Annotated in this window: 21 protein-coding genes; 15 read left to right on the plus strand and 6 right to left on the minus strand. The window is 55.6% G+C overall.

All coding sequences use genetic code 11. The annotated features are described in order from the left end of the window. Nucleotides 1-15: 15 nt before the first annotated feature. A complete protein-coding gene (gene ripC / locus ABH912_RS03110) occupies nt 16-852 on the plus strand; it encodes an itaconate degradation C-C-lyase RipC (protein ID WP_429509592.1) in 837 nt (278 codons plus the stop codon). A gap of 18 nt (nt 853-870) precedes the next feature. Here ripC and ABH912_RS03115 read toward each other — a convergent pair whose 3' ends face one another. Then, entirely contained in the window at nt 871-1,773 is a 903-nt protein-coding gene (locus tag ABH912_RS03115; RefSeq protein WP_033062199.1) for a LysR substrate-binding domain-containing protein, read from the minus strand. Nucleotides 1,774-1,935: 162 nt separating this feature from the next. Here ABH912_RS03115 and ABH912_RS03120 point away from each other — a divergent pair, with 162 nt between their 5' ends. The 3 genes from ABH912_RS03120 (at nt 1,936) to ABH912_RS03130 (ending at nt 5,521) form a co-directional block, all read left to right on the plus strand. After that, a complete protein-coding gene (locus ABH912_RS03120; protein ID WP_429509593.1) occupies nt 1,936-3,102 on the plus strand; it encodes a CaiB/BaiF CoA transferase family protein in 1,167 nt (388 codons plus the stop codon). Next, a complete protein-coding gene (locus ABH912_RS03125; protein WP_429509594.1) occupies nt 3,099-3,938 on the plus strand; it encodes an FAS1-like dehydratase domain-containing protein in 840 nt (279 codons plus the stop codon). The genes ABH912_RS03120 and ABH912_RS03125 overlap by 4 nt, the downstream gene beginning before the upstream one ends. 212 nt (nt 3,939-4,150) lie before the next feature. Next, nucleotides 4,151-5,521: an MFS family transporter gene (locus ABH912_RS03130; RefSeq protein ID WP_033061972.1), complete on the plus strand. Its 1,371-nt coding sequence runs from the start codon at nt 4,151-4,153 to the stop codon at nt 5,519-5,521. A gap of 127 nt (nt 5,522-5,648) precedes the next feature. Here the strand turns inward: ABH912_RS03130 and ABH912_RS03135 are convergent, their stop codons facing one another. Beyond that, entirely contained in the window at nt 5,649-6,551 is a 903-nt protein-coding gene (locus ABH912_RS03135; RefSeq protein WP_429509595.1) for a LysR family transcriptional regulator, read from the minus strand. Between the two features lie 117 nt (nt 6,552-6,668). Here ABH912_RS03135 and ABH912_RS03140 point away from each other — a divergent pair, with 117 nt between their 5' ends. The 7 genes from ABH912_RS03140 (at nt 6,669) to ABH912_RS03170 (ending at nt 15,615) form a co-directional block, all read left to right on the plus strand. Further along, nucleotides 6,669-7,859 (plus strand): CaiB/BaiF CoA transferase family protein, encoded by a 1,191-nt coding sequence (locus tag ABH912_RS03140; protein WP_429509596.1) that lies wholly within the window; start codon nt 6,669-6,671, stop codon nt 7,857-7,859. Between the two features lie 14 nt (nt 7,860-7,873). After that, on the plus strand, nt 7,874-8,842 hold the full coding sequence (locus ABH912_RS03145; RefSeq protein WP_429509597.1) for a hydroxymethylglutaryl-CoA lyase: 969 nt from the start codon (nt 7,874-7,876) through the stop codon (nt 8,840-8,842). After that, nucleotides 8,839-9,234 (plus strand): VOC family protein, encoded by a 396-nt coding sequence (locus ABH912_RS03150; RefSeq protein ID WP_033061977.1) that lies wholly within the window; start codon nt 8,839-8,841, stop codon nt 9,232-9,234. The genes ABH912_RS03145 and ABH912_RS03150 overlap by 4 nt, the downstream gene beginning before the upstream one ends. Next, nucleotides 9,231-10,172 (plus strand): D-2-hydroxyacid dehydrogenase, encoded by a 942-nt coding sequence (locus ABH912_RS03155; protein WP_033061978.1) that lies wholly within the window; start codon nt 9,231-9,233, stop codon nt 10,170-10,172. Before ABH912_RS03150 ends, ABH912_RS03155 begins: the two co-directional genes overlap by 4 nt. 222 nt (nt 10,173-10,394) lie before the next feature. After that, nucleotides 10,395-11,726, plus strand: coding sequence for a dicarboxylate/amino acid:cation symporter (locus tag ABH912_RS03160; RefSeq protein ID WP_429509598.1), 1,332 nt, complete (start codon nt 10,395-10,397; stop codon nt 11,724-11,726). Between the two features lie 285 nt (nt 11,727-12,011). Beyond that, complete coding sequence (locus tag ABH912_RS03165) at nt 12,012-13,511, plus strand: ATPase domain-containing protein (protein ID WP_033061979.1); 1,500 nt, start codon at nt 12,012-12,014, stop codon at nt 13,509-13,511. Next, a complete protein-coding gene (locus ABH912_RS03170) occupies nt 13,501-15,615 on the plus strand; it encodes an ATP-binding protein (protein WP_429509599.1) in 2,115 nt (704 codons plus the stop codon). Before ABH912_RS03165 ends, ABH912_RS03170 begins: the two co-directional genes overlap by 11 nt. Before the next feature lie 14 nt (nt 15,616-15,629). Here ABH912_RS03170 and ABH912_RS03175 read toward each other — a convergent pair whose 3' ends face one another. Both ABH912_RS03175 and ABH912_RS03180 read right to left on the minus strand, forming a co-directional pair. Continuing rightward, nucleotides 15,630-16,814 carry an ATP-binding protein gene (locus tag ABH912_RS03175; protein ID WP_429509600.1) on the minus strand — a complete coding sequence of 395 codons (1,185 nt, stop codon included), beginning with the start codon at nt 16,812-16,814 and terminating at the stop codon, nt 15,630-15,632. After that, nucleotides 16,804-17,619 carry an alpha/beta fold hydrolase gene (locus tag ABH912_RS03180; RefSeq protein WP_429509601.1) on the minus strand — a complete coding sequence of 272 codons (816 nt, stop codon included), beginning with the start codon at nt 17,617-17,619 and terminating at the stop codon, nt 16,804-16,806. Before ABH912_RS03180 ends, ABH912_RS03175 begins: the two co-directional genes overlap by 11 nt. Before the next feature lie 206 nt (nt 17,620-17,825). Here ABH912_RS03180 and ABH912_RS03185 point away from each other — a divergent pair, with 206 nt between their 5' ends. Then, nucleotides 17,826-18,071: a DUF1652 domain-containing protein gene (locus ABH912_RS03185; RefSeq protein WP_033061983.1), complete on the plus strand. Its 246-nt coding sequence runs from the start codon at nt 17,826-17,828 to the stop codon at nt 18,069-18,071. A 90-nt stretch (nt 18,072-18,161) separates the two neighbouring features. Next, nucleotides 18,162-18,338 carry a hypothetical protein gene (locus ABH912_RS03190; protein WP_156363975.1) on the plus strand — a complete coding sequence of 59 codons (177 nt, stop codon included), beginning with the start codon at nt 18,162-18,164 and terminating at the stop codon, nt 18,336-18,338. On the opposite strand, the gene ABH912_RS03195 is transcribed toward ABH912_RS03190, so the two are convergent. Both ABH912_RS03195 and ABH912_RS03200 read right to left on the minus strand, forming a co-directional pair. Then, complete coding sequence (locus ABH912_RS03195; RefSeq protein ID WP_429509602.1) at nt 18,323-21,724, minus strand: bifunctional diguanylate cyclase/phosphodiesterase; 3,402 nt, start codon at nt 21,722-21,724, stop codon at nt 18,323-18,325. The two genes, ABH912_RS03190 and ABH912_RS03195, sit on opposite strands and share 16 nt — an antisense overlap. Nucleotides 21,725-21,820: 96 nt before the next feature. After that, entirely contained in the window at nt 21,821-22,687 is an 867-nt protein-coding gene (locus ABH912_RS03200; protein WP_033061984.1) for a patatin-like phospholipase family protein, read from the minus strand. A 150-nt stretch (nt 22,688-22,837) separates the two neighbouring features. On the opposite strand from ABH912_RS03200, the gene ABH912_RS03205 reads away from it, so the two are divergent. Both ABH912_RS03205 and ABH912_RS03210 read left to right on the plus strand, forming a co-directional pair. Continuing rightward, a complete protein-coding gene (locus tag ABH912_RS03205; protein ID WP_033061985.1) occupies nt 22,838-23,053 on the plus strand; it encodes a hypothetical protein in 216 nt (71 codons plus the stop codon). Nucleotides 23,054-23,186: 133 nt separating this feature from the next. After that, entirely contained in the window at nt 23,187-24,224 is a 1,038-nt protein-coding gene (locus ABH912_RS03210) for a GGDEF domain-containing protein (protein ID WP_033061986.1), read from the plus strand. The last annotated feature ends 347 nt before the right edge of the window (nt 24,225-24,571 follow it).

Below are 24,571 nucleotides of genomic sequence, written 5' to 3' on the forward strand. Positions count from 1 at the left end.
ACTCTGGAGTAGAAAATGTCCGTACGTCTGCGCAGTGCTCTCTTCACGCCGGCAACACACCCTGAACGTTTCGCCAAAGCCGAGGAGGTGGGTGCTGATCTTTTGATTATTGATCTGGAAGACGCGATAGCGCCTAAAGACAAAAAAACTGCTCGTGCTACCGCTTTCAACACACTCAATGCGACCAAGGAAGCGCTGCTCCCTCGTATTATTCGTATCAATGGGCTGGATACGTCTGCGGGGCTTTCTGACGTGCTTGAACTGTTGGCAAGTCCGGTTCAGCCTGAATTTCTGCTACTTCCCAAAACCGAATCCGTTGCACATTTGCAGATAGTGGACCGTCTGCTCAGCGAAAAAGGCTTGAGCACTCAGTTGATCGGCTTGATCGAAAGTGCGGTAGGGCTCAAGGCGGTGGGAGACATCGCTCATGCGACGCCCCGACTCGCCGCACTCATGTTCGGGGCTGCGGATCTGGCGGCGGATCTAGGCTGTGGACCCTTTGCAGCGAATCTCACCTTCGCACGTGTATCGCTTGTGAGCGCGTGCGCGACAGCAGCTATCGCTGCTATCGATTCTCCATTTTTTGATATTCGCGACTTGGCCGGGCTTGAGCGGGCAGCCCTCCAGGCTGCCGACATGGGGTTTGCCGGTAAAGCGGCGATTCACCCGAGTCAGATTGCTGCCATCAATCAGGCGTTCACACCGACCGCCGATGAGATCACCGCAGCGCGGGCCATTCTGATTGAAAACTGTCGGGGCGTCGGGCAAGTGAACGGGGTCATGGTCGATGAGGCCGTCGCTCGCCAAGCCCGCCGGGTGCTGGCTCGCGCAGGCCTATCCGCTGAAGTGTAAAGACCGGGAAACCTGACCTCATGCACTATCGAGTATTCCTGGCTGACAAAGAATCTCGATCAGGTGATCTCGCAACACATTCTTTTCACGCGGGTTGCGCTGTACGCACACTCGTAAATCACGCTTGGCCCATCCCTCTACAAGATCGATAACCTGAAGGCGATCCAGGTCTGCTGGCTCTAACGCTGAGCGTGGGGCGATGCCGATACCCGCTCCCGATGAGACCAGGCGAGCAATCGCCCGAAATCCAGAGACCTGGACACGCACATCTAATCGCCCGCCAAGGGCGCTGGCGTGATTCATCAAAAAGGTATGCAGTGCCGCACCTGATTGAAGGCTGATAAATGGGAGCCCCAAGCATTCGGAAAAACTAACCGAATGCTGGTTGTCAAATCGACCGTCTAATGGTGCCAGCAGCACTAATTGGTCCTGCCGGTATGGCAGAAACTCAAGATCTGGATGGTCGGACTCCAGCGCAACCACTCCGATGTCGGCACGGCCTGAGGACACGGCTGAAATAATGTCATGGCTCAATCGCTCCTCAAGTGTGATGCGGACATTGGGATGCTTGGAGAAAAAGCGCGCCAGGTCATCCGGCAAATATGAACTGATTGCATTGTTGTTGGCGAAAAAAGTGACGTGACCTATCAAGCCATTGGCGAAGGGTTGCAAGTCAGTCGTCATCTGCTCCAACTGAGCCATGCAGCGTCTTGCATGTTCGACCAGCACATGACCCGCCGGGGTCAAACCCACGCCCCTGGGCTGACGCAGCAGCAAGGGTGTCCCGAGGCTGGCTTCCAGCCCTTTTATGCGCAAACTGACTGAGGAGGGAGCGAGATGACAGCGCTCGGCGCCCCGCGACAGATTGCTTTCCTCGGCGACGGCCAAGAAGACCTTCAGGTCGATCAAGTCGTACATCATTGCGTTAGTCTCCGGCGAAATCATGAGGATCTTGTCTAATTTAACCTCTCGTAAGTCCCGCAGTGTTTGTATTTTACAAACGTTATCTTCGTAAAAGCTCGCTGCTCCCCTGACCGTGATTTGCACATACTTGTGTACGCAAACTGTCAATGGGAGAACCTGATGTCCACTACAAAACCTTTAAATGGCATTACCGTCGTTTCCATCGAACAGGCGTTAGCTGCGCCTTTATGTACCTGTCGTTTGGCGGAAATGGGTGCAAGGGTCATCAAGGTCGAGCGCGCAGAAGGGGACTTTGCCCGGGGCTATGACGACGCCGCCAAAGGTCACTCTTCGTATTTTTTGTGGACCAACCGAGGCAAGGAATCGCTGGTACTGGATTTCAAAAATGCCGACGACGCGACGCTGCTGAAACGGATCATTGCCAGCGCCGATGTCTTTGTTCAAAACCTGGCGCCCGGTGCCCTTGCTCGCGCAGGGTTTGACAGCTCGGAACTGCGCGCACTGAATCCACAATTGATCACCTGCGATATCAGTGGCTACGGTACTGAGGGGCCCGCCAGTGGTTTGAAGGCGTATGACCTGTTGGTCCAATGCGAAAGCGGTCTGGCCGGCATCAGCGGTTCACCTGAAGGCTATGGCCGGATCGGCGTTTCGATTTGCGATATCGGGGCAGGTTTGAATGCTGCGATTGGCGTGCTTTCGGCGTTGCAGTTACGAGAACGAACCGGGCAAGGCACTGGGATTTCCGTTTCGTTGTTCGATGGTGCTGCGGACTGGATGACTATTCCCTACCTGCACGAGATTTATGGCAATGGCGCTCCAACACGTCAGGGGCTGCGCCACCCTTCAATTGCTCCATACGGTGCTTATACCACTGGCGATCAGCGAGACATCGTGATCAGCATTCAGAACGAACGCGAATGGCAGCAGTTCTCTAACCTGTTCCTTGAAGGCACCGGCGCATCTACTGATCCTCGTTTTGCATCCAACACAGAACGCGTCCGTAACCGAGACGCGCTGGACGCGCTCATCAGTGCGTCTTTCACCACCCTGAGTGCCGAGCAGGCGATCCACAAACTGGGTCAGGCCAATACCGCTTTTGGTCAGGTGCGCTCCGTCGCCGAGATGGCAGAACATCCAGGCCTTCGGAAATGGCCGATGGCAGTAGAGACCGGTGAAGTCGAGATGATTGCTCCTCCGGTACGCGCTCCTTGGGACGATCAACGATTCGAAAAGGCCCCTCTCCTGGGCGAACACAGTGATCGCTTGCGCGAAGAATTCCGGGCGACAGCAATGCAGAACAAACAAGAGGGGATCCCTGCATGAGCACTATTGATCTTCAACACCTTCGTCAATGGGTCGGCAAGACCCATGTCGACCACGATGTCCTGTCTTCACGCCATGCGCGTTTGATGGCTGCAACGCTGGGCATCCCACAAAGCGATTTGGTCTCGGGTTATCCATTGCCGCCATTGTGGCACTGGTTGTACTTTCTTGACGGGCTGCCGCCTGAAGAGTTGGGGCGTGATGGCCACCCGGCGCGAGGTGGCTTCTTGCCTCCCGTGCCGCTGCCGAATCGTATGTGGGCCGGCGGACAGCTTGAATTCAAGAAAGCGTTGCCGTTGGATGGCAGCGTCGAGAAACGCTCCAGTGTTGTTTCGATCGAGCACAAGAAAGGTCGAAGTGGCGAGCTGGTGTTTGTCACCGTATTGCATGAGATTGTACATGCCGGCGAAGTTGCCATTTCCGAACATCACGACATTGTCTACAAGGAGTCAACTCCAGTCGACTCAAACAAACCTTTCGCCGCTATGCCGCAAGCCACTCATTCCTATGAATGGCTGCCTACCTCGATCACGTTGTTTCGCTATTCAGCACTGACTTTCAATGGTCATCGTATTCATTATGACGCTGATTACTGTCGAGAGGTTGAAAGTTACGCGAGTCAAGTAATACATGGTCCACTGAACGCGACTCTGCTGGCAGGCTATGCCGAACGTATCGCGGGAAAGCCAGTAAAGCTGTTTAATTATCGAGGCGTGCGTCCTGCCTTGCTGGGAGTGACGCTAACATTAAATGCTGTCCATGAAGGTAATGATTTGCTGTTATGGGTCAGTTTGCCTGACGGCGCAGTTTCAATGCAGGCGCGCGCCAGTTTTTGAGTCTGCATTGCAGTGAGAAATGCACTATGAAGACACATCAATACGTTTGTCGTTTCGGTTGAAGTGACCTTTTTCTTTAGTGATTTTATTAATTGATTAGATGATCGACTGACAGTCTGTGCGAGTGGCATTTGTCTTCGTGTGGACTGTTGTTGGGTTGGTGGTTTAGCGCATAACGCGTCAACAGATTATTTCTGCTTGTGGAGATTGAAATGATAATAATAAGTAATGCTGATAGCAGCGCTGTCAAGCGTCCTCCAATTACAAATAAGGCACGGGTTCGAGCGATACTTGGAGCCTGTTCGGGTAATTTAGTTGAATGGTATGATTTTTTCATCTATGCCTATACATCTATCTATTTTGCTTCGCTGTTTTTTCCGGCAGGAGATCAAAACAGTCAACTGTTAGCGACAGCGGGGATTTTTGCTGTCGGCTTTTTTATGCGCCCCCTCGGCGGTTGGATATTTGGTTACATTGCAGATACGCGCGGTCGAAAAATATCAATGATCATTTCAATTTTCATGATGTGCGGTGGGTCTTTGATGATTGCGATCATGCCCACTTATGAGACGATTGGTGTCGCGGCACCCGTCCTGTTGGTTGTAGCCAGGCTGATGCAGGGACTTTCAGTGGGCGCTGAGTACGGAACAGGTGCCACTTACATCAGTGAAATGTCGACTGCCGGGCGCCGATCATTTTTTGGTTCATTCCAATATTCCACAATTATTGCAGGTCAGCTACTTGCGCTGCTGACGGTTGCTGTTCTTCAGCACGTATTGCTTCCGGAAGATTTGAAAGCCTGGGGTTGGAGAATTCCATTTTTCATCGGGGCAATTAGCGCCATTGTGGTCGTATTTCTACGTCGATCCATGACCGAAACGGCTTCAGTCAAAGAAATGAAGAGTAAGGAGGCCGGATCTATTCGTGCGTTGTTAAAGCATAAGCGGGCCGTAATTTTAACTGTAGCTATCACCATGGGGTGTTCGCTGTACTACTATACGTTTACATCGTATATGCAGAAATATCTGGTACTGTCTGTGGGGATGGATGCAGGGACGGTAAGTTTTATCATGACGTCTGCCTTGGTGTGCTTCATGGTTTGTCAGCCATTTTTCGGCATGCTGGCAGACCGTATTGGCGTGAAAAAAAGCATGATGATATTTGGTGGTTTGGCAACAGTGTTGGTTGTACCAATTTTAACCACGTTAAAGACTGTGTCGAGCCCGTATGCGGCCTTTGCGCTAATTATGTCTGGTCTTCTTGTTGCTGCATTTTATACGCCCGTCACAGGTGTACTTAAAGCGGATCTTTATCCTGCCTCTGTCAGGGCGTTGGGCGTTGGTCTGCCTTATGCGATCGGCAATGCATTGTGTGGCGGTACCGCGGAGTATGTGGCGTTGATGCTTAAGTCGATGGGGGTTGAAAGTTACTTTTTTTATTACGTAGCTGCATTGGTATGCGTGACATTCATTGCTTCGATATTAATGCCGGATTTGCGTAAGCACGGGTATCTGGATGGCACTGGAACTGTCGAGGATAATTTCGCGAGGTCGCCCGGGTACGGTCGTAGTGTGCACTCGTAAATTAGACGTGAGGTGACTATTGCGCTTTTGCCACTGTCGCATGTGCCACGCACACATGAGGCAGTGGCTTTTTAGATGATTGGCCACCCGTCACCCAAGTGCGCGGACAGGGACATTTACGCCGCTGTCAGCCATGCACGCTGCTTAGATACTCAAACAACTTGGCCGCTTCCGGCGCCAGTTGCGTCTGACTTGCAACCCCAACAAACAAGGTGCGATCAGCCCAGTCATCAATCAAGTCGACAGCCATCAGACGGGAACCAAGCAATTCGGCACGCACAGACGACAACGGCAAAATCCCGATACCCAAGCCTGCTTCTATCATGCGACAGATGCCGTCGAAGCTGCTGACCTGGATCCGGACCTTGAGGACCTTGCCCGCACTGACGGCGGCATCGGTAATTCTGCGCAGCAACGAGCTGCCTTGGTTGAGCCCCACATAATCAAAGCCAAGCGTATCGGCAAAGGACACGCGGCGCTCATTGGCCAGTTCATGGCCGACCGGGACCAATAGCACGAGTCGGTCATCACGGTAGGGCAGTTTGTACAGTCCTTCAGCCGGTACGTTATCGGCAAAGATGCCGATATCGGCACGCCCGTTTTCCACGGCTTGAATAATCGGTTCGCTGAGTGCTTCTTCCAGTCCGATACGCACGTTCGGGTTGGCGCGCAGGAACGACGCGAGGTCATCCGGCAGAAACTGGACGACGGCGGATGTGTTGGCGAACAACCGTACATGCCCGCGCACACCAACAGCGTAATCACTGGCGTCGCACGCCATACGGTTCACGCCTTCCAGAATCATTCGTGCATGTTCAACGATCCCTTGTCCCGCCGCGGTCAGTTCGAGCCCCCTTGGCAGGCGCACGAACAGCGGGCACTGGGTCGTTCGTTCCAGCTCGGCTAACCGTTTGCTGGCCGCCGAAACCGTCATGTTGGCCTTTTCGGCGGCACGGGTCAGGTTGCCGGATTCGGCGGCGAAGATCAGCAGGCGCAAGGACAGCAGATCGAAATGCAGGGGATTAATCATCAAGAGGATCCGAGGTTTTCCATTCTGGAAAGAGTAGTGGCGAAATATGAAATTTTCATCTGCCGCATTTGTGTCGATTATCCATGCCACAAGTACTCAACAAGAACGGGAAACGTCATGAGGTTACCTCTGCAAGGTGTCAAGGTCGTGGAGCTCGGTCAACTGATTGCCGGGCCATTTGCGGCGAAAATGCTCGGTGAGTTTGGCGCCGATGTGATCAAGATCGAGCCGCCGGTCACCGGTGACCCATTGCGCAAATGGCGCTTGCTGCACGACGGTACTTCCGTCTGGTGGGCCGCGCAATCTCGCAATAAGCGCTCGCTGACCCTCGATTTACGCCAGAGTGAAGGCCAGCAGGTCGTGCGCCAGTTGCTGGCCGATGCGGATGTACTGATAGAGAATTTCCGTCCTGGGACCCTGGAAAGCTGGGGGCTGGGTTGGGACACGCTGCACGCCCTGAATCCAAAACTGATCATGCTCCGGGTCTCGGGTTACGGCCAGACCGGGCCATACCGTGACCGCCCTGGATTCGGCGTGATTGGTGAAGCGATGGGCGGGCTGCGGCATCTTTCCGGCGAGCCCGGGCGCACGCCGGTCAGGGTTGGCGTTTCCATTGGCGACTCGTTGTCGGCCTTGCACGGGGTCATCGGGATTCTGCTTGCCCTGCGCCATCGCGAGCAGAACGGCGGTGACGGCCAGCAGATCGACGTGGCCCTGTACGAGTCGGTGTTCAACATGATGGAAAGTCTGTTGCCCGAATACTCGGTGTTCAACGTCGTTCGAGAGCCCGCCGGCAGCAGTTTGCCGGGTATCGCGCCGACCAATGCCTATCGCTGCCGTGATGGTGGTTTTGCCTTGATCGCCGGCAATGGCGACAGCATCTATCAACGCCTGATGGAAGTCATTGGTCGCCGTGATCTGGGGGCTGATCCAGCGCTCGCGCAGAACCACGGTCGAGTGCTGCAGGTTGAGCGCATCGATGCCGCTATCTCCGAATGGACCGCGCGACTCAGCCTCGACGAAGTCTTGTCGATCCTGACCGAGGCGCGCATTCCGGCCGGCAAGATTTACAACGCAGCCGACATTGCCCAGGACCCGCATTACCGGGCGCGCGACATGCTGCTCGACAGCCAGCTGGACGACGGCACGCCGGTGACCTTGCCCGGCATCGTCCCCAAGCTGGGCACCACGCCTGGCAGCGTGACTCGCTCGGCGCCGACCCTTGGCCAGCACACCGCCGAGATTCTTGGCGAGCTCGGCATCGACGCTGCGCAGCAAGCCGACTGGCGCCATCGCGGCATCATTTGAACCGGAGAATCAACATGCAACGTCTTTTCTTGCAGGAAGTCGCGACCCGTGACGGCTTCCAGAATGAAGCGCGCTTTATCGAAACCGTCGACAAGATCGCCATGATCGACGCCCTCAGCCAATGTGGTTTCGCCAAGATCGAGGTCACCTCGTTCACCTCGCCCAAGGCTATTACTGCGCTGCGGGACGCCGAGGCGGTGATGCAGGGCATCCGGCGCAACCCGGCGGTGGAATACACCGTGCTGGTGCCCAATGTGCGAGGGGCCGAACGAGCCCTGGCGTGCAACATCGATGAAGCCAACCTGGTGATGTCGGTCAGCGAACCGCACAACCGTTCCAATCTGCGCATGAGTCGCGAGCAATCATTTGCCCAGCTCAGCGAAGTGGTCAGCGTGATCGGCCAGGGGCCGGTGGCGATCAACGTGTCGTTGTCGACGGTGTTCGGTTGCCCGATGCAGGGCGATGTACCGGTGGGGGAGGTGTTGCATTGGGTCGAGCGCTTTGCCGACCTGGGTGCTCGCGGCGTGACCTTGTGCGACACCACTGGCATGGCGTACCCGAGTCAGGTTGAGACGCTATCCCGGGCAGTACGTGAGCGTTTTCCGGCGCTGCAATTGACCCTGCATTTCCACAATACCCGCGGCATGGCCCTGGCCAACGCACTGGCGGCTATCGAAGCCGGAGTCGACCGTTTCGATTCGTCCCTTGGCGGCCTGGGCGGTTGCCCTTATGCGCCGGGGGCCAGCGGCAATGTGTGCACCGAAGACCTGTTGCACATGCTGCAATTGATGGGTTTCAACACCGGGGTTGATCTGGACCGGGTGCTGGCGGTCGCCGCGCAGTTGCCAGGTCTGATCGGCCACGAGATTCCGAGCCAGATCCTCAAGGCCGGCAAACGCCTGGACCTGCACCCGATACCCGCCCATGTGACCAACCTGGAAAAACAGGTGCCGTCGGCCCGAACCCAGGAGCTGCACCCATGATCGATCATCTCGACCATCTGGTGCTGACTACCATCGACCCAGTGGCTGCCGAGGATTTTTACGTGCGGGTCCTGGGCATGCAGATGCAAACCTTCGCCGGTGGGCGCAAGGCGTTCGCTTTCGGTCAGCAGAAAATCAACCTGCACGTGCGTGGCCACGAGTTCGAGCCCAAGGCGCATTTGCCGGTGCCGGGGTCGCTGGACCTGTGTTTTATCGCCTCGATCCCCCTGGACCAAGTGATTGCCCGCCTGGCCCGTGTCGACTGGCCAATCATCGAAGGCCCGGTGTTGCGCACCGGTGCCACCGGGCCGATCCGCTCGGTGTATGTGCGTGACCCGGACCTGAACCTGATCGAGATTTCTGAACCCGTCCAGCCGGAGCGTGCAGCATGAAAGTGGTGTTTCTTGATAGCGATAGCCTGCCCGTGAGTATTACTCGTCCGGCCTGGGTCACGGATTGGCAGGACCGCCCCGACACAGCGCCGGACCAGGTGGTGGACGCTGCCCGGGATGCCGATGCGGTGATCACCAACAAGGTGCGCATCGGTCGGGCTGAACTTGAGCAATTGCCAAACCTGCGATTCATCTGCGTCGCGGCCACCGGTTACGACTGCATTGATCTGGCGGCTTGCCGTGATTTTGCCGTGACGGTGTGTAACGTCCCGGCTTACTCGGCGCAAAGCGTCGCCGAGTCGGTGATTGCGTCAATCTTTGCCCTGCGTCGACAGCTGTTCGTCTATCAGGCCGCCGCGCTGCGGGATTGGCCGGACTCGCGACATTTTTGTGTGCATCGCGCGCCGATTCAGGATGTTCAGGGCAGCGTGCTGGGCATCGTCGGCCGGGGCGGCATCGGCTTGGCTACCGCGCGTCTGGCGAGCGCCCTGGGCATGCAATTGCTCTTTGCCGAACACCGTGGCGTGGTCCCGGTGCGCAAGGGTTACCAGGCCTTTGAAACGGTGTTGGCGCAAAGCGACGTGATTTCTCTGCACTGTCCATTGACCGCGCACACCCGACACTTGATCGGGGCTCCGGAACTGGCACAGATGAAACCCGGTGCCTTGCTGATCAATACCGCTCGCGGACCATTGGTGGATGAGGCGGCGGTGCTCGATGCACTGGACAGCGGTCGCCTCGGTGGTGCGGCCCTTGATGTGCTGTGCCAGGAACCACCTCCGGCCGACCACCCATTGCTCAACAGCCGCCATGCCAACCTGATCGTCACCCCCCATGTGGCCTGGGCCAGCCAGAGCAGCCTGCAACGGCTGGCCGACGGCATCCTTGGCAACCTGCAGGGCTACCACTCGGGGAACCTGATCAACCTCGTGTCGTAAATGCTTCACCACCTAATAAGAAGGTCCACTTATGAAAACAATAACAATCAACCGAGGCGATGGGCATGTACCTGGAGCACCTGCGTGATCCCGACCTCAACCTGATCGAGATTTCCGAGTACATCCAGAAGTAACCATCCCCCCGAAACAATCTTTCCCGGGCGATCGGTCATGCACCGTCCGTTGCTCGGGGAAATGCATCACGCCTGCGAGGAAGCCATCATGACAACAACAATTACACCCTCGATTGCCGAAAAACCACCGAGCCATTCACGTCTGCGCCGAGTGTTCCGCCACCTGTATGTGCAGGTGCTGCTGGCGATTGTGCTGGGCATTATCTTCGGTCATTTCTACCCCAGCCTCGGCGAAGAAATGAAGCCGCTGGGCGACACGTTCATCAAACTGATCAAGATGCTGATTGCACCGATCATCTTCTGCACCGTGGTCAGCGGTATTGCCAGCATGCAGAGTCTCAAGCGCATCGGCCGGGTCGGCTTCAAGTCGCTGCTGTACTTTGAAGTGCTGACCACCCTGGCGCTGGTGATCGGGCTGGTCGGGGTCAACCTGATGCAACCCGGCTCAGGTATGCACATCAACCCGGCGACCCTCGACGGCCATGCCATCGACAGTTACAGCAAGCTGGCCCATGAACAGAGTGTGGTGGGTTTTCTGACCCATATCGTGCCCAGTACCGTGTTCGGCGCCTTTGCCGAGGGCGATATCCTCCAGGTCCTGTTCATTTCCATCCTGTTTGCCTTCGCCTTGCAGATGCTTGGTGCGGCCGGCAAGCCGCTGCTGAACCTGATCGACCTGGTGGCCCAGGCGTTTTTCCGGATGGTCAAAATCGTGATGTATGTCTCGCCGCTGGGGGCCTTTGGTGGCATGGCCTTTACCATTGGCAAGTACGGCGTGGGTTCGTTGGGGGCGTATGGCAACTTGCTGATTTGCTACTACGTCACGGCGCTGTTTTTTGTGTTCGTGGTTCTCAATCTGGTCGCGCGCCTGGCCGGTTTCAGCCTGTGGCAGTTTCTCAAGTACATCCGCGATGAGCTGTTTTTGGTGTTGGGTACCTCGTCTTCGGAGTCGGCATTGCCTCGGTTGATGGGCAAACTTGAGCGCCTGGGATGCGAGAAGTCGGTGGTGGGGTTGGTGGTGCCTTCGGGTTACTGTTTCAACCTCGATGGCAGCTGCATCAACATGACGGTACTGGCGATTTTCATCGCCCAGGCGCTGGATATCCCCCTCGACCTGTGGCACCAGATCACCTTGTTGTTGATTTTGCTGCTGACCTCCAAAGGTGCGGCCAGTGTCACCGGCGGTGCGTTCATTACTCTCGCGGCGACTCTCGGCAGCCTGGATGTGATTCCGGCAGCAGGGCTGGTGTTGGTACTTGGGGTCTACCGGTTTATTTCCGAGGGCGGAGCATTGATCAACGTCATCGGCAATGGTGTCGCTACGCTATTCATTGCCAAGTGGGAAGGGGCGCTGGACGAAGAGACGCTAGCGGCCGAATTGCACAAGGGGTGTGTCCGTGAGTTAGAAGCGCAGCCCTGAACGAGTTGTCGCAAGACAGCCCCAAGACCGCCCGGTCCACGAAAGCCGGGCGGTTTTGGGTTTCTAAATCAGGAAGGCGTGTTTGCCGGACGCTTACGAATGGCGGCAGACGCCGCTAAGGCTGCTGGGCTTCCCCAAAAACTCGTCATATCTGTTCGCAGAGGACATTAATGTTCAATTAACTGTGCCCGGTGCTGTCAATCTGATGGCGCAGCTACAGTGTCAGCCCCATACTGCCCCCCAGATTTGCCGCTCCTCTTAGCGTCTATCTTCCTCGAGGTTCAAATGATCCAGACCCGCCCTATAGTTTCGACTGGTAATGTCGGGTTTGACTCAGTCCTGAAAGGTGGATTGCCTAGCAATCGTCTCTATTTGCTGGAGGGGATGCCTGGGGCAGGCAAAACCACGCTGGGCCTCCAGTTCCTGCTCGACGGTGTGAACGCTGGTGAGCCGGTGCTGTACATCACCCTCTCAGAAACCAGTGAAGAGCTCGAAAGCGTCGCCCACTCGCACGGCTGGTCTCTGGACGGAATAGACCTGTTTGAGTTTTCCTCGACCGAGGGCGTCTTGGGGGATGAATACCAGCAGTCGATCCTTCACCCCTGGGAGGCGGAGCTTGGCGACACCATCACGCTCATTCAGCAACGGGTAGACAAACTCCGGCCCAAAAGGCTTGTGTTTGACAGTCTCTCGGAGATGCGGCTTCTTGCGCAGGATCCGTTACGTTACCGTCGACAGGTTTTGGCGCTCAAGCAATATTTCGCGGGCAGGGATATCACTGTCCTTCTGGTCGACGATCTCACAAGCTCCAATGGCGAGCGTGACAACCATCTCCATAGTCTTTGCCACGGCGTCATTACGCTTGAGCGACTGACCCTTGATTTTGGTGCGGCGCGTAGACGCCTTCAGATACAGAAGCTACGCGGTGTTGATTTCATCGCTGGTTTTCACGACTTCACTATCCGCAAGGGTGGCCTGGAGGTGTATCCAAGGTTGATTGCCGCGACCCACCATGTTGACTTCAAGGTGGAGACGGTGGCTAGCGGGGTACCTGAGCTAGACAACCTGATGGCCGGCGGGCCATTGAGAGGCACCAGCACGTTAGTCACAGGGCCTGCCGGATCGGGCAAGACCACCATCGCATTGGCGTATCTGGCCGCCGCCTGCGCCAGAGGTGAAAACTGCACAATCTATGAGTTCGATGAGCGGATCGGCACCCTGATCTCCCGTGGGGACAGCATGGGCATGAATTTGAGCCGTTATGTATCGAATGGTCAGTTGGTCATCCAACAAATAAATCCGGCGGAGATTTCCCCGGGTGAGTTTGCATGGCGTGTCCGCTCTGAAGTCGAAGAGCGTGGCAGCACCATGCTCGTCGTTGATAGCCTCAACGGCTACATGGCCGCGATGCCTCAGGAACAACAATTAGTCTTGCAGATGCATGAGCTTCTTTCGTATCTGAGCCAGCTGGGTGTCGTGACGTTTCTGATCAATCCGCAACACGGGCTGGTAGGCTCGATGTCTACCAGTCTCAACATTTCCTATGTGGCGGATTCAGTCATTCTCATCCGCTTCTTCGAAGCGCAGGGACGACTGCGCAAAGCAATCTCTGTGCTGAAACACCGAAGCGGCGCGCACGAGGATACGATTCGAGAGCTTCGGATTGATTCAAAAGGCGTACGAGTAGGCGAACCATTGATCAACTTCCGCGGTGTTTTGACGGGAACACCGGAATATCTGGGTGCCGATCTTCCCTTGATGGAAGAGCGAAAACGTGGAAGCTGAACAGCACTCTGAAAGCATTACGCTGCTGATTGTGGCGCCATTCAAGGGGGATGCACTCAGTCTGAGCAAGCTGTTCGGCGATACGTACCCCTTACAAATCCACAAGGACTTGTCTTCGCTATCAGCCGCATTGGGTGAGCACACGGGGCTGGTGATACTCACGGAGGAAAGTCTTTTCGGGGATGCGACGAGCCTCGGAAACTCTTTGGATAAACAACCCGGCTGGTCAGAGATACCCATCATCCTGCTCGCATCAAGCAACGGTCGCTCTGGGCGCGAGACTGAGTTGGCCAGGCACAGATTACCCAGATCGGCAGGCCATGTGATCGTCTTGGAGCGCCCACTCAGTTCTGCTTCGCTATTGAGCGCGGCCGCTGCTGCCTGGCGATCCCGTGAGCGTCAATTTGAGATGCGTGAAAGTGTCAGCCAGCTGGCTGAAGAGCGCAGCCGCTTGCAGACGCTGCTGGAAAACATCCCGGTCGGCATTTGCTTCATGGATTTAGACGGCGCGCCAGTCATCAGCAATCCCTTGTATCGCCAATATGTCTCAAGCGGCACTCTTCCTTCCAGGCCGCCAGAGGATGCCGATCGCTGGGTTGGCCTTGACGCGCAGGGCGGAAAGCTGGAGCCACACATGTTTCCAGGGGCCAGGGCCTTGAGAGGCGATTCGGCGACGGGCATAGAGTTCTATCACAGCCGTGAGGGCGCTCGAGATTCCTGGATGAGAGTCAGCGCCGTACCTTTATATGACGAAAGCCACCATATCATTGGCGCAGCGTCCGTCATTGTGGACATCAATGAAGAGAAGAAGGCTGAGTTAAAACTTCGCCGATTTAGTGAAGAACTTGAAGTTCAGGTCAGGGCACGGACACAAGAACTCATTGAAGCCGTTGAGCAACTGAAGGCCGAAAGCGAAGAAAGAGCTCGTGCCGAAGAACATCTGCGCCAGTCCTTGAAGATGGAGGCGGTTGGCCAACTGACTGGCGGCATTGCGCACGACTTCAATAACATGCTGACGGGCGTCATCAGCGCGCTTGACTTGATAAAGTTACGCATGGCCAAAGGACGAATGGAGGGTGTCGAGCGGTTCATGGATGCTGCGCGAACCTCCGCTGAGAGGGCGGCTTCATTAACACACCGATTGCTTGCGTTCTCTCGTCGACAGTCGCTCGATGCCAAAGCTGTATCCGTCAATCACCTCATCAACTCGCTCGCAGACTTGCTCCAAAGAACCGTGACAGAGCAAATCGTACTGAGGTTTGACTTGAGCGCCGATGAACCTTGGATTTTCGCTGACACCAACCAATTGGAGAATGCCATTCTCAACCTGGTGATTAATGCGAGAGATGCCATGCCGCACGGTGGGACGTTATCCATCATCACGTGCATCGAGTCTGAACCGCAAAGCGAGGGCCATCCCGACACCGGGAGCCACGTTTGCATACAAGTAAAAGACACTGGCTGCGGTATCCCCCAAGCCATTCTGGAGAAGGTCACAGAACCCTTTTTCACCACCAAGCCTATCGGTCAAGGTACAGGCTTGGGGCTATCGATGGTTTACGGATTTGCAAAACAGAGCAACGGGAGTCTGTCGATCAAAAGCGCCGTCGGGTACGGAACAACGGTCGCAATCTGCCTGCCAGAAAACAACAGCGTCGAGCTGGAGAAACCTGAAATCCCAGTGCCTGCCGCCGTGGGTCAAGGCCAGTCCATCCTCTTGGTCGAAGACGATGATTCTGTGCGTCTGATCAATCGGGCGGTTCTGGAAGAGCTTGGGTACCAGGTCCATGTCGCACGTGACGGCGAAGAGGCCATGAGGGTCTTCAACAGCCTGGAGGATGTCGACCTCTTGCTTACGGACGTTGGCTTGCCAGGCATGAACGGTCGTCAGTTGGCCGAAGTCATTCAACAACTCAAGCCGTGCCTGCCAGTGCTTTTTCTGACGGGATACGCAGAAGGCGCTATGACCAGGGCTGATTTCCTTGGCCCTAACATGCAACTGTTGACCAAGCCTTTCACACTGGAATTACTCGCCAGTCGTGTGAATAGCATGCTTGAAACAGACGACTTCAGCCCGGACGGCCATCCGATACCGAAGCGCTAACCAAACCGCCAATGTCATTCACGGTCAGCGTCAATCGCTGGAAAGTGGACATCGAACGTAGTACCGCTCTCTATGCTCGAGTCGACCGACACGTGTCCTTCGTGAGCCTTGGCGATTTCTCGAACAATGAATAATCCAAGCCCGACACTGCGCGCGTCGCTGTCAGTCTCGGTGCCCCGAGTCATAGGCTCGAAGAGGATGGCTTTTAGCGATTGAGGGATGACCGGTCCCTGGTTGTGGACGGACACACTGGCTTCGTACTCTTCTTGGCGAGAGGTAATCGTGATCGGCTGTTGCAAGTCGCCATAGGCCACGCTATTGGCGACCAGATTCCCAATGATCTGCTGCACGCGATCCGCATCCAGATACGTGCGGCCGGCGCCGATGGCGTTGTGGAGCAGGGTGGCTTTGGGAAACGCGATGCGCAGTTCGCCGACACTCTGGCTGACGACCTTGTGCAAATCCACAGTAGAGGGGGATATCGCGATGCCGCTGCCGACTTTGGCCAATGTAAAGTCTAGAAGGTCGGCGATCATGCGCTCGGCGCGGTCGGCCGACTGACTGATGTGGCCGAGCATTCGGGTTTCTTTAGCGGTGCGTTCGCCTCGGGCGAGAATGTCGGAGGCCATCTTGATCGCGGTCAGCGGATTTTTCAGGTCGTGGCTGACGATGGCGACCATTTGTTCGGCAAACGACGCGCGGCGCTGGGCTATTTCGTAGGCTGATTTCAGTTCGTCCTGGGCGTTCTGGAGCGCGGTTTCGGTGGCGGTTTTTTCCCGCAGCAGGTCTTCGGCAACTTTTCGGGCCTTTACCAGTTCGCGCTCGTACTTGTCACGGTCAGTGGTGCCGAACAGTGCCAATTCATAAAACGAACCGCTGGCGTGTTCGCGTCTTACGCCGTTGAGCAGCATGGTGACGGTGCGTTTGTCCCGGTGGACCAGATCGAGTTTCACCTCGGCCACGGAGCCTTGCATCTTCATCAGCGGCGCCCAGTGAGTTTGATGAAAAATGCGTCCGCCCATGGTCAGCAGTTCTTGAAAACGCTTACCGCACAGCTCTGGCTGGCTGAAGCCAATCCAGTGACTGAACGTCAGGTTGGCCCGCAGGATCGTGCCGTCCTCTTTTGTCACCACCAATCCGCAAGGCGCTTCCTCGAACAGCGTCTGCGGGTCGGGCAGCGACGGTGCATCAGTCGACATGAGTGCGCACCCACGGCGACAGGAAGCTGTCCATGGCTTCGGAGCAGGCACTTGGCGCGCTCATGTGGGGGCAATGTCCGACGTTGGCCACCAGGCATAACGTGCTGTTGGGGAGTACGGCGTGCAGGTATTCACCCACGGCGACGGGGGCGATGAGGTCGTCGGTGGATTGCAGAATCAGGGTTGGCGTGGTCAGGCCCGTGACGTCTTTGCGGTTGTCCGACATGAACGTGACCCGTGCGAATTGCTTGGCGATCTCGGGTTCGGTGCGGCAGAAGCTGTTGGTGAGTTCTTCGCCCAGCGCCGGTTGCCCGGGCGCGCCCATGATGACCGGGGCCATGGTGCTGGACCAGCCAAGATAGTTGCTGTCGAGGGTGTCGAGCAGTGAGTGGATGTCTTCGAGTTTGAATCCGCCCACGTAGTCGTTGGAATCGATGTAGCAGGGCGAAGGACCGATCATCACGTGGGCGGCGATTCTGCCGGGGACCTGGCGATCCGTCAGTGCGCCGATCATGGCGCTGACGGAGTGGCCGACGAGAATCACCGGGCCGGAGGCGAACTGTTCGATGATTTCGCCAAGGTCTTGGGCGTACCCGGCCAGTGCGTCATATTTCGTTTTGTCGTACGCGCCGAGGTTCGACTGGCCCGCACCCACCAGGTCATACAACACGACCTTGAAACGCCCGGTGAAGTGGTCGACGAGATACCGCCACATGGTCTGATCGCAGCCGAAGCCGTGAGAGAAGATCAATGTCGCCGGACCGTCGCCCATCACTTTTACGTTGTTGCGATGCTGGAGGTCCATGCGTGTATTCCCGGGCGGGCCAAAGGCATTTTTGGCGTCTTCGGCAGTGTAAATAGTCGCAGGTATCTGGTCACGCGTTATAGACGTATGGAGTATTGATAAAAGCTGGATCTAACCGATTGAGGTCTTGATTTGGCAGGCATTACTGAGCTCGCCTATATTTATAAGCAGATTTCTAACAACTGTGACTCGTGAGGACGTAAGTCATGATCTCCGCGCTTGAACTTCGCCACATTATTGAGTGTGGCTTTCTGCCTCTTTCCTGCACCTGCACAACCAATCCTGATGGATCGCTCATGATCAAGGTGTTCGATCCGTCGAACGGCCAAGTTGAGCTAGTGGTCACAGCGGTCACGACAGAGGGGCTGACTTCCAGTCGCGCAATAGCGAATCTGCTCGGGGAGCTACGCACTGAAATGGCCAGTAGAAGCACGATGATCGCTGAAGGCTGACGAGCGGCAGTCAGTGGCGAATCCTTGTGCCTTCGGATGGGGCAGTGCGTCGGGTGATCACCTGATGGCGATTCACCCAGGAGGGCTGGGATGAATACTGAAAAGTTCAAAGACGACCTTCAACAGGCGTGCTCGGAACTCAAAGCCGCTACCACCCAGGTTATGGATCTGGTCAGGGCGGGGAAGGCGTTCGGTGATGCGTGGCACGCTGCAATTGACCGGGAACGGAAGGCGAGTTCGCAGGTAAAAGGTCACGACGTTAAATGATTATTTAACCAGGATTCGAAATCTGCTGCCGGCATCGGACGTCCATAAAGATAACCTTGTCCCTGGTCGCATCCTATTTCCTTCAGAAAAGTGTTTTGTTCGATTGTCTCTACACCTTCTGCAATGATTTTGAAGCCAAGAGCATGTCCTAGCGCCACGATCGTCTTGGTGATGGCGACATCACTTTTGTCAGCGGGTAAGTCAGAAATAAAGGATCGATCAATTTTCAGGCTATTGATGGGTAATAGTTTGAGGTAAGCCAAGGATGAATATCCCGTACCGAAATCATCAATGGCCGTTGTTATCCCAAGGCTTTGTAGTGTGCTCAAGACCTCTCTGGAATGCTCCGGGCTCGCCATCATCAAGCTTTCAGTCACTTCCACCTCTAAGACAGTTGCAGGCAGGTCATATTCTTCCAGCGCGCTCCTGAGTGTTTCGACATAGTCACTTCGATCAATTTGTAAGGCCGCTACGTTTACCGCGATGACCCCGTGCAGGATGCCAAGGTCAGTCCACCGCCTGATATCGCTGCACACCCTGTCGATAACGTGTTCGCCAATTTGAATGATCAATCCCGTACTTTCCGCCAAGGGAATAAAATCGGCGGGGGATACCAACCCATGAATTGGGTCGCGCCAGCGAACGAGCGCTTCTGCTCCTGCGACTTCATTGTTCAAGAGATTGATTTTTGGTTGGTACCAGACTTCGAACTCGTGATTAAGCACCGCTCTTCTCAAGAAGCGCTCACTGTTCATTCTTTCTTGAGCTCGCAAGGTCATTTCAGGCTGGTAGAAGCGATAGTCATTACGTCCGCTTTCTTTAGCGCCATACATCGCCGTATCGGCTTGCCTGAGAAGCTGCTCAGGCGTTTCAGCATCATGAGGCGCCACCGAAATTCCAATGCTGGCAGTCAGAAGGGTCGAAACCCCCTTTAAGTCGAAAGGCTCCTGAAGGGACAGGAGGAGCTTCTTCGCAATGATGATGGCATCCGTGGGGTCAGTCAGGTTATTCAGAATCAAAGCAAACTCGTCGCCCCCTAGACGAGAAACAGTATCCTCTGATCGCACACACGACAGGAATCGAGTCGCTGCCTGCTGTAGAAGCAAGTCCCCCATTGAATGGCCCAGACTGTCGTTTACCGTTTTAAAGCCATCAAGATCCAATACAACCACGGCCAGCGCTTGGTTGTAACTCAACGACAGGTCAAGCGAGTGCTGCAACCTTTCATGGAACAGCGATCTGTTAGGTAATGCTGTCACTGGATCGTAATGCGACATGCGTTCAAGATCAGACTGCGATTGATTGATGGCTGAAATGTCAGAAAACACCGCCACGTAATGAGTCAGTTTTCCCGCATCGTTGTGGACGGTGTTGATGGTCAGCCATTCAGGGTACATTTCTCCATCTTTTCTTCGATTCCAGAGTTCCCCACGCCAAAAGCCGGTCACTTTCAGGCTTTTAAGTATGTTGCGGTAAAACGCGTTGTCTTGTTTTTCGGTCATCAGAATGCTGGGCTTGAGCCCTATCGACTCTTCTGCATTAAATCCTGTGATTTTGGTAAAGGCCGCGTTAACAGACAGTATGTGGCCACGTGCGTTAGTGATGATCACGCCGTCAGCCGTGTGATCCAATACGATGCCTGCGAGACGAAGTTGCTCGGTGTTTTGTTTGATTCCCGTAATGTCTGTGGAAATCCCCAAGATCCCTGTGGGTTGCCCATCAGCGCCTCTTAGTACGCACTTGGTTGTCAAGTAGGTGTGTGTCTTTCCATTTTTTTTGAGCTGATCCTCAAAGCGAAGAATACCCCCGGTCGAAAGGACCTTTTTATCGTTTTTGCGCAGGATCCTGGCTTCTTCAACAGGTAGGTGATCTTCACGCAACTTGCCTTCCATCTCTTCAAAGGTAAAGCCGGCAGCCTGTTCAAACATGTGGTTACAGAGCCGGAGTTTTCCTTCGGTGTCATAGACGTAAATGAGAGAGGGGGCGTTATCGACGATATCCAGCAGGAGTGCTTTTTGGGTAAGTAACGCTTCCTCCGCTTCTTTCCGATCGGAAATGTCGCGTACCACCGCGTAAATCATAGGCTTGCCTGACAGGGTCACCGTGCAGAGTGTTATCTCGGCAGGAAAGACAGTCCCGTCAGCTCGCTTGTGCAGCCACTCGAAGCGATGAACGCCGTTTTCCAGAGCCGTTTCCAGCATGGCTTGAGCTTTGATCTCCGTTGCCTGGCCATCGCCCTGCAATTTAGGCGAGATGTCGGTTGCCTTGACCCTATGGAGCGACGCCAAATCCTGAAAACCGAAGACCTTTATTGCCGCAGCGTTCGCCTCGGTACAAATGCCTCCTCGACCCAGGATGCAGATTGGATCGGGTGAACGTTCGAAAAGGGCACGGAAGCGAGCCTCACTTTGCATCAGAGATAATTCAGCGGCCTGGCGCTCTTCGATTTCTTTAGTCAGTTCGGTATGACGTTGACGGATCACCCTATGGCTTTTGCTGAGCTGTGCAGCGAAATAGGTAAAAAATCCGGTGCAGGTGAGGGCAAAAAGAAAGAGAGGGGATTTTACGAGGGGGCTGGCCGGCCATCCATTTATAGGTAATGCGGCAAGTTGCCAGGTGCCACCAGGCACGTCGACAGCAGTGGTTATCGCGTCTTTCTGAAAAATCTGAGAGTCGCCAAAAATCATCCCCCCGTTGGCACCCGACCCATCTTCACCGCGCAGGGCTACCTGCAGACTGGTCGCTTGATTCATCCCGCCAGCGTCGAGTAGCTGGTCCACATCGGCAACGACAGAAGCGTTGCCCCAATACTGGCCTTCACCTCCAGATTCGCCGACAAAGACCGGGCGCCGATGGATGAAAGCTCTACCTCCTTGAACCAACTCAACAGGCCCGGCCAAAAGTGGGGCTTTTGTTTCGTGAGACCGTAAAACCGCGCCATATTGAGTGGGTATTTTGCGGTAATCCAAGCCTAAGACTCCCTCGTTTCCCTTGAGGGGAAAGACGTTGCGCACCACATCGTCGGGAGCAAGCGCGATGTGGTGGATATGGGGTTGTGATGCCATGGCTTGCTTCGACATTCCATCGAAGTGCTCAGCAGTAATTCCTCCATCCAGCGTCAGTAGCTGTGCGATACCCTCTGTCACATCAAAGGTAGAGCGTATTTCGCTCTCAAGATGTTCCCGCACGTTAGCTAATTGGGAAATGACCTGGGCTTTCGCTTCGTGTGATTCCTCTCGAACTTGCAAGGTGCCAAGGGTTACGGAAAGCACGATCCCGGTTAGCAAAATGCTGCTTGGCAAAACGAGCGTGCGCCACGAACTTTGGCGCCCTTGGGCTGTTGCGGCTCGATCTGATTTTGCGCTTCCGGATCGTGATTTTTCCAAAACGTCAGTCCCTGGATTCGGTTATTGAAATAGCACGGGTTAAATAAGGTATTGCACTGAGTGCCGAGTGTCTCTTTTATCGGTAATTCACATCACTCAATGCTCATGGGCATGTGAATGGATAGTCAGGGCACCAGGCACTTTGGTGCGTTCGAGCCCCCCATGTTCCAGCCACCGGAGGGTCTGCTCATAGGCGCGCTGCAGCAAAGACTCGGTCTGGTCAAAGTTGAACACCGAGACATCCACAGGGCACAAGGGCGGGACGATGTGCAGGCTGGTGAGCGTGCGGAAGTGTTCGATGTCGCTCACCAGTTGACGCATGCTCATCAGATTGACGGTGTGCAGGGCTAAGGCGACCAGGCCCCGGGGCGGTTGTGTCAGGGCGCAACTCACGCCGGTGGGGATGACCACGACGTTGGTGGCTCCCAAGGCTACGGCCGTCGAAATAGGTGTATTGCTTGCCACGCCGCCGTCAACCAGGAACTGATCGGCGATTTGTACGCAGGGGAACACCAGCGGAATGGCAGCGCTGGCCAGTAACGCCTGCTCGAGTTCGCCACTGGAAAGAACGGTCTCGGCACCACTGAGCAGGTCGGTGGTGACGATGTACAGGGGCAGCACCGCCTCCTCAATGCGATGAATGGGCAGTGCCTGACCCAGCAATCGGTGCAAGGCCGCCGGCTGCAACAGAAAGCCCCGCCGTTTGATCAGTCCTCTACAGGTATCGAGCCAGGAGAGGGGAAAGATGTCATTTTTACACAGCCCCCGCCAGAACCCGGCGAGCGCCTCGACGCCATCGGAATCGGGCCTTGCGGCAAAGTAGGCACCGTTGATAGCGCCTACCGAAGCGCCAACCACCATATCGCATCGAACATGGGCCTCAACCAGGGCCCGCAACATACCCACCTGCACCGCACCCAGACTGCCGCCGCCAGCGAATACGATTGCGGTTTTGGTCGCCATGGTCGAAGTCTCGGTGCACAAATGTACCGAATGAGTGTAGCTGACGGATCTGAGCCGCAGCCGGTGATTCAAGCACGGTTCGTGCAACTGAAATACTGACGAAACATTCAGGCCATATGATTCGCGTCACTGAAATCCAGGGAGCTGGAGATGAATCGACCATTAAGAAGCATGCGCAAACTGCTCGACTCCGTTGCCAATAACAATGAGGTAGCGGCGCTCGATATGATGCGCGCAGCAGAGCAGCTAAAGGACGAAGTGCTACGCCAACGGTTGCTCAACATGATTCACCGACTCAACCAGGACGCTATTGACTTGCGAATGGCGCGTGACGATATCCAGGGCGGAGCCATAAAGCTCGCGTGATCGGTCTCGGTGACGTCTCTTGGTTTGTATGCCTGAGTCAAGGGCGCGTTGTTATGTATGGCTGCTGGGCGTCTGTAAGGATATGCTGCCGCCGACTTCATACATGCCAATAAAAACCAACCACAGTGACGTTATGAGCCAATCAGAGACGCGTGCGACTGCCCTAGCGCTGTATCCAGAGGATTCCCGCGAGGCGGCGGCTTTGCTGAAGCAGGCCGTACCACTGATGGTGCGTCACAACATTCCACCCAATCCCGTTCACTATGCGCTCTGGTACACCTACAGCAAAGGTCAGGAGCCAGAGCTTAATCGCCATCTGGACAGGGTGGTCAAAGACTTTGACTGTTTCCCTCCAGAATCCGCTACGAAGCTTTTTCGCGACTACATCATTCGTGACGAATTGGAGGAAGCGCGCGCAGGGCAACAACAAGCGATCGATCTGGTTGACGACATGGAGCGTAATGTCTCGCGTAGCGTGAATGGCAGTTCCAGCTTTCAAGCCAGCCTTGGCCATTGCATGGAAATGCTCGCGGAGCCGGTTGACCAGAGGTTGCCCGCCATTCTGAGCGAGCTGCAACAGAGCACCCAGGTCATGCAGGATCAGCAAGAGCTTTTCCTGTCCCAGTTGCACTCAGCGCAAAATGAAATCAAGCGTCTGAGAGACAAGCTCGAGCGAGCCCAACTGGCTGCCTCTGTGGATGGTCTGACTAAGGTGTTGAACCGGGCTACCTTCACTCGCTTGCTGGAGCATGCCTTGATCAACGCTCCTCAGGGGGTGGCATTGGTCATGTTGGATGTCGATCATTTCAAGCAGTTCAATGACCGGTATGGCCATCCTTTGGGTGATCGCGTACTTGAGCATGTTGGTCAGATGTTACGGAGCTCAATCCCGCCTCAGGCCCTGGCGGCACGCTATGGGGGTGAAGAATTCTGTGTAGTCCTGCACGAGTGTTTTGATCTCACCAGTGCTCATACGTTTGCTGAGCAGCTGCGCCTGAAAATTCAGGCACTGCGGATCAAGGTTCGTGGCACGGATGAGGTGCTGGACACTGTTACTGCGTCCTTTGGTGTCGCCCTCGCCAAAGCGGGTGACGATGTGGAAAGCCTTCTGACTCGTGCCGATGATGCGCTCTATCAAGCCAAGCGCAGCGGGCGCAACCGAGTGAACTGAAGCTGGCGTTCGGACGCTAGCTGCAATCACATGGCTCCACAGGATAGGGCGATGCGATCTTTCGCCCCGTGTGGGCGCCAACCCCAGCGAACCCTATCGGCGCGGCGTTATAGCGCTCAAAAGGCTGGTCGACGACCTGGCTAACCTTCTTCCATCAGAGACCCTACGCACGGGCGCATGTCGAGATCAGACTCACGCATGGCGCGCTCAGGCTACTTGCGTGGAAGACCGGACGCGTAAGGTGGCGTGTCATTTCATGTCAGTGCGCAGTTGCGAAGACGGATGGGGAATGCTCGAAAGCGTTGAGGTTGACGGCTTTCGATAAGGGGCAACAGGAAGAAGTGATG

The sequence above is a fragment of the Pseudomonas sp. BT76 TE3572 genome, from assembly GCF_050435365.1.
Taxonomy (GTDB): Bacteria; Pseudomonadota; Gammaproteobacteria; order Pseudomonadales; family Pseudomonadaceae; genus Aquipseudomonas; species Aquipseudomonas fluorescens_W.

Excerpts from the sequence above, each read along its gene's own strand:
- ripC (WP_429509592.1), top strand. The coding sequence starts at position 16 with ATGTCCGTACGTCTGCGCAGTGCTCTCTTCACGCCGGCAACACACCCT.
- ABH912_RS03115 (WP_033062199.1), bottom strand. The coding sequence starts at position 1,773 with ATGATGTACGACTTGATCGACCTGAAGGTCTTCTTGGCCGTCGCCGAG.
- ABH912_RS03120 (WP_429509593.1), top strand. The coding sequence starts at position 1,936 with ATGTCCACTACAAAACCTTTAAATGGCATTACCGTCGTTTCCATCGAA.
- ABH912_RS03125 (WP_429509594.1), top strand. The coding sequence starts at position 3,099 with ATGAGCACTATTGATCTTCAACACCTTCGTCAATGGGTCGGCAAGACC.
- ABH912_RS03130 (WP_033061972.1), top strand. The coding sequence starts at position 4,151 with ATGATAATAATAAGTAATGCTGATAGCAGCGCTGTCAAGCGTCCTCCA.
- ABH912_RS03135 (WP_429509595.1), bottom strand. The coding sequence starts at position 6,551 with ATGATTAATCCCCTGCATTTCGATCTGCTGTCCTTGCGCCTGCTGATC.
- ABH912_RS03140 (WP_429509596.1), top strand. The coding sequence starts at position 6,669 with ATGAGGTTACCTCTGCAAGGTGTCAAGGTCGTGGAGCTCGGTCAACTG.
- ABH912_RS03145 (WP_429509597.1), top strand. The coding sequence starts at position 7,874 with ATGCAACGTCTTTTCTTGCAGGAAGTCGCGACCCGTGACGGCTTCCAG.
- ABH912_RS03150 (WP_033061977.1), top strand. The coding sequence starts at position 8,839 with ATGATCGATCATCTCGACCATCTGGTGCTGACTACCATCGACCCAGTG.
- ABH912_RS03155 (WP_033061978.1), top strand. The coding sequence starts at position 9,231 with ATGAAAGTGGTGTTTCTTGATAGCGATAGCCTGCCCGTGAGTATTACT.
- ABH912_RS03160 (WP_429509598.1), top strand. The coding sequence starts at position 10,395 with ATGACAACAACAATTACACCCTCGATTGCCGAAAAACCACCGAGCCAT.
- ABH912_RS03165 (WP_033061979.1), top strand. The coding sequence starts at position 12,012 with ATGATCCAGACCCGCCCTATAGTTTCGACTGGTAATGTCGGGTTTGAC.
- ABH912_RS03175 (WP_429509600.1), bottom strand. The coding sequence starts at position 16,814 with ATGTCGACTGATGCACCGTCGCTGCCCGACCCGCAGACGCTGTTCGAG.
- ABH912_RS03180 (WP_429509601.1), bottom strand. The coding sequence starts at position 17,619 with ATGGACCTCCAGCATCGCAACAACGTAAAAGTGATGGGCGACGGTCCG.
- ABH912_RS03185 (WP_033061983.1), top strand. The coding sequence starts at position 17,826 with ATGATCTCCGCGCTTGAACTTCGCCACATTATTGAGTGTGGCTTTCTG.
- ABH912_RS03190 (WP_156363975.1), top strand. The coding sequence starts at position 18,162 with ATGAATACTGAAAAGTTCAAAGACGACCTTCAACAGGCGTGCTCGGAA.
- ABH912_RS03200 (WP_033061984.1), bottom strand. The coding sequence starts at position 22,687 with ATGGCGACCAAAACCGCAATCGTATTCGCTGGCGGCGGCAGTCTGGGT.
- ABH912_RS03205 (WP_033061985.1), top strand. The coding sequence starts at position 22,838 with ATGAATCGACCATTAAGAAGCATGCGCAAACTGCTCGACTCCGTTGCC.
- ABH912_RS03210 (WP_033061986.1), top strand. The coding sequence starts at position 23,187 with ATGAGCCAATCAGAGACGCGTGCGACTGCCCTAGCGCTGTATCCAGAG.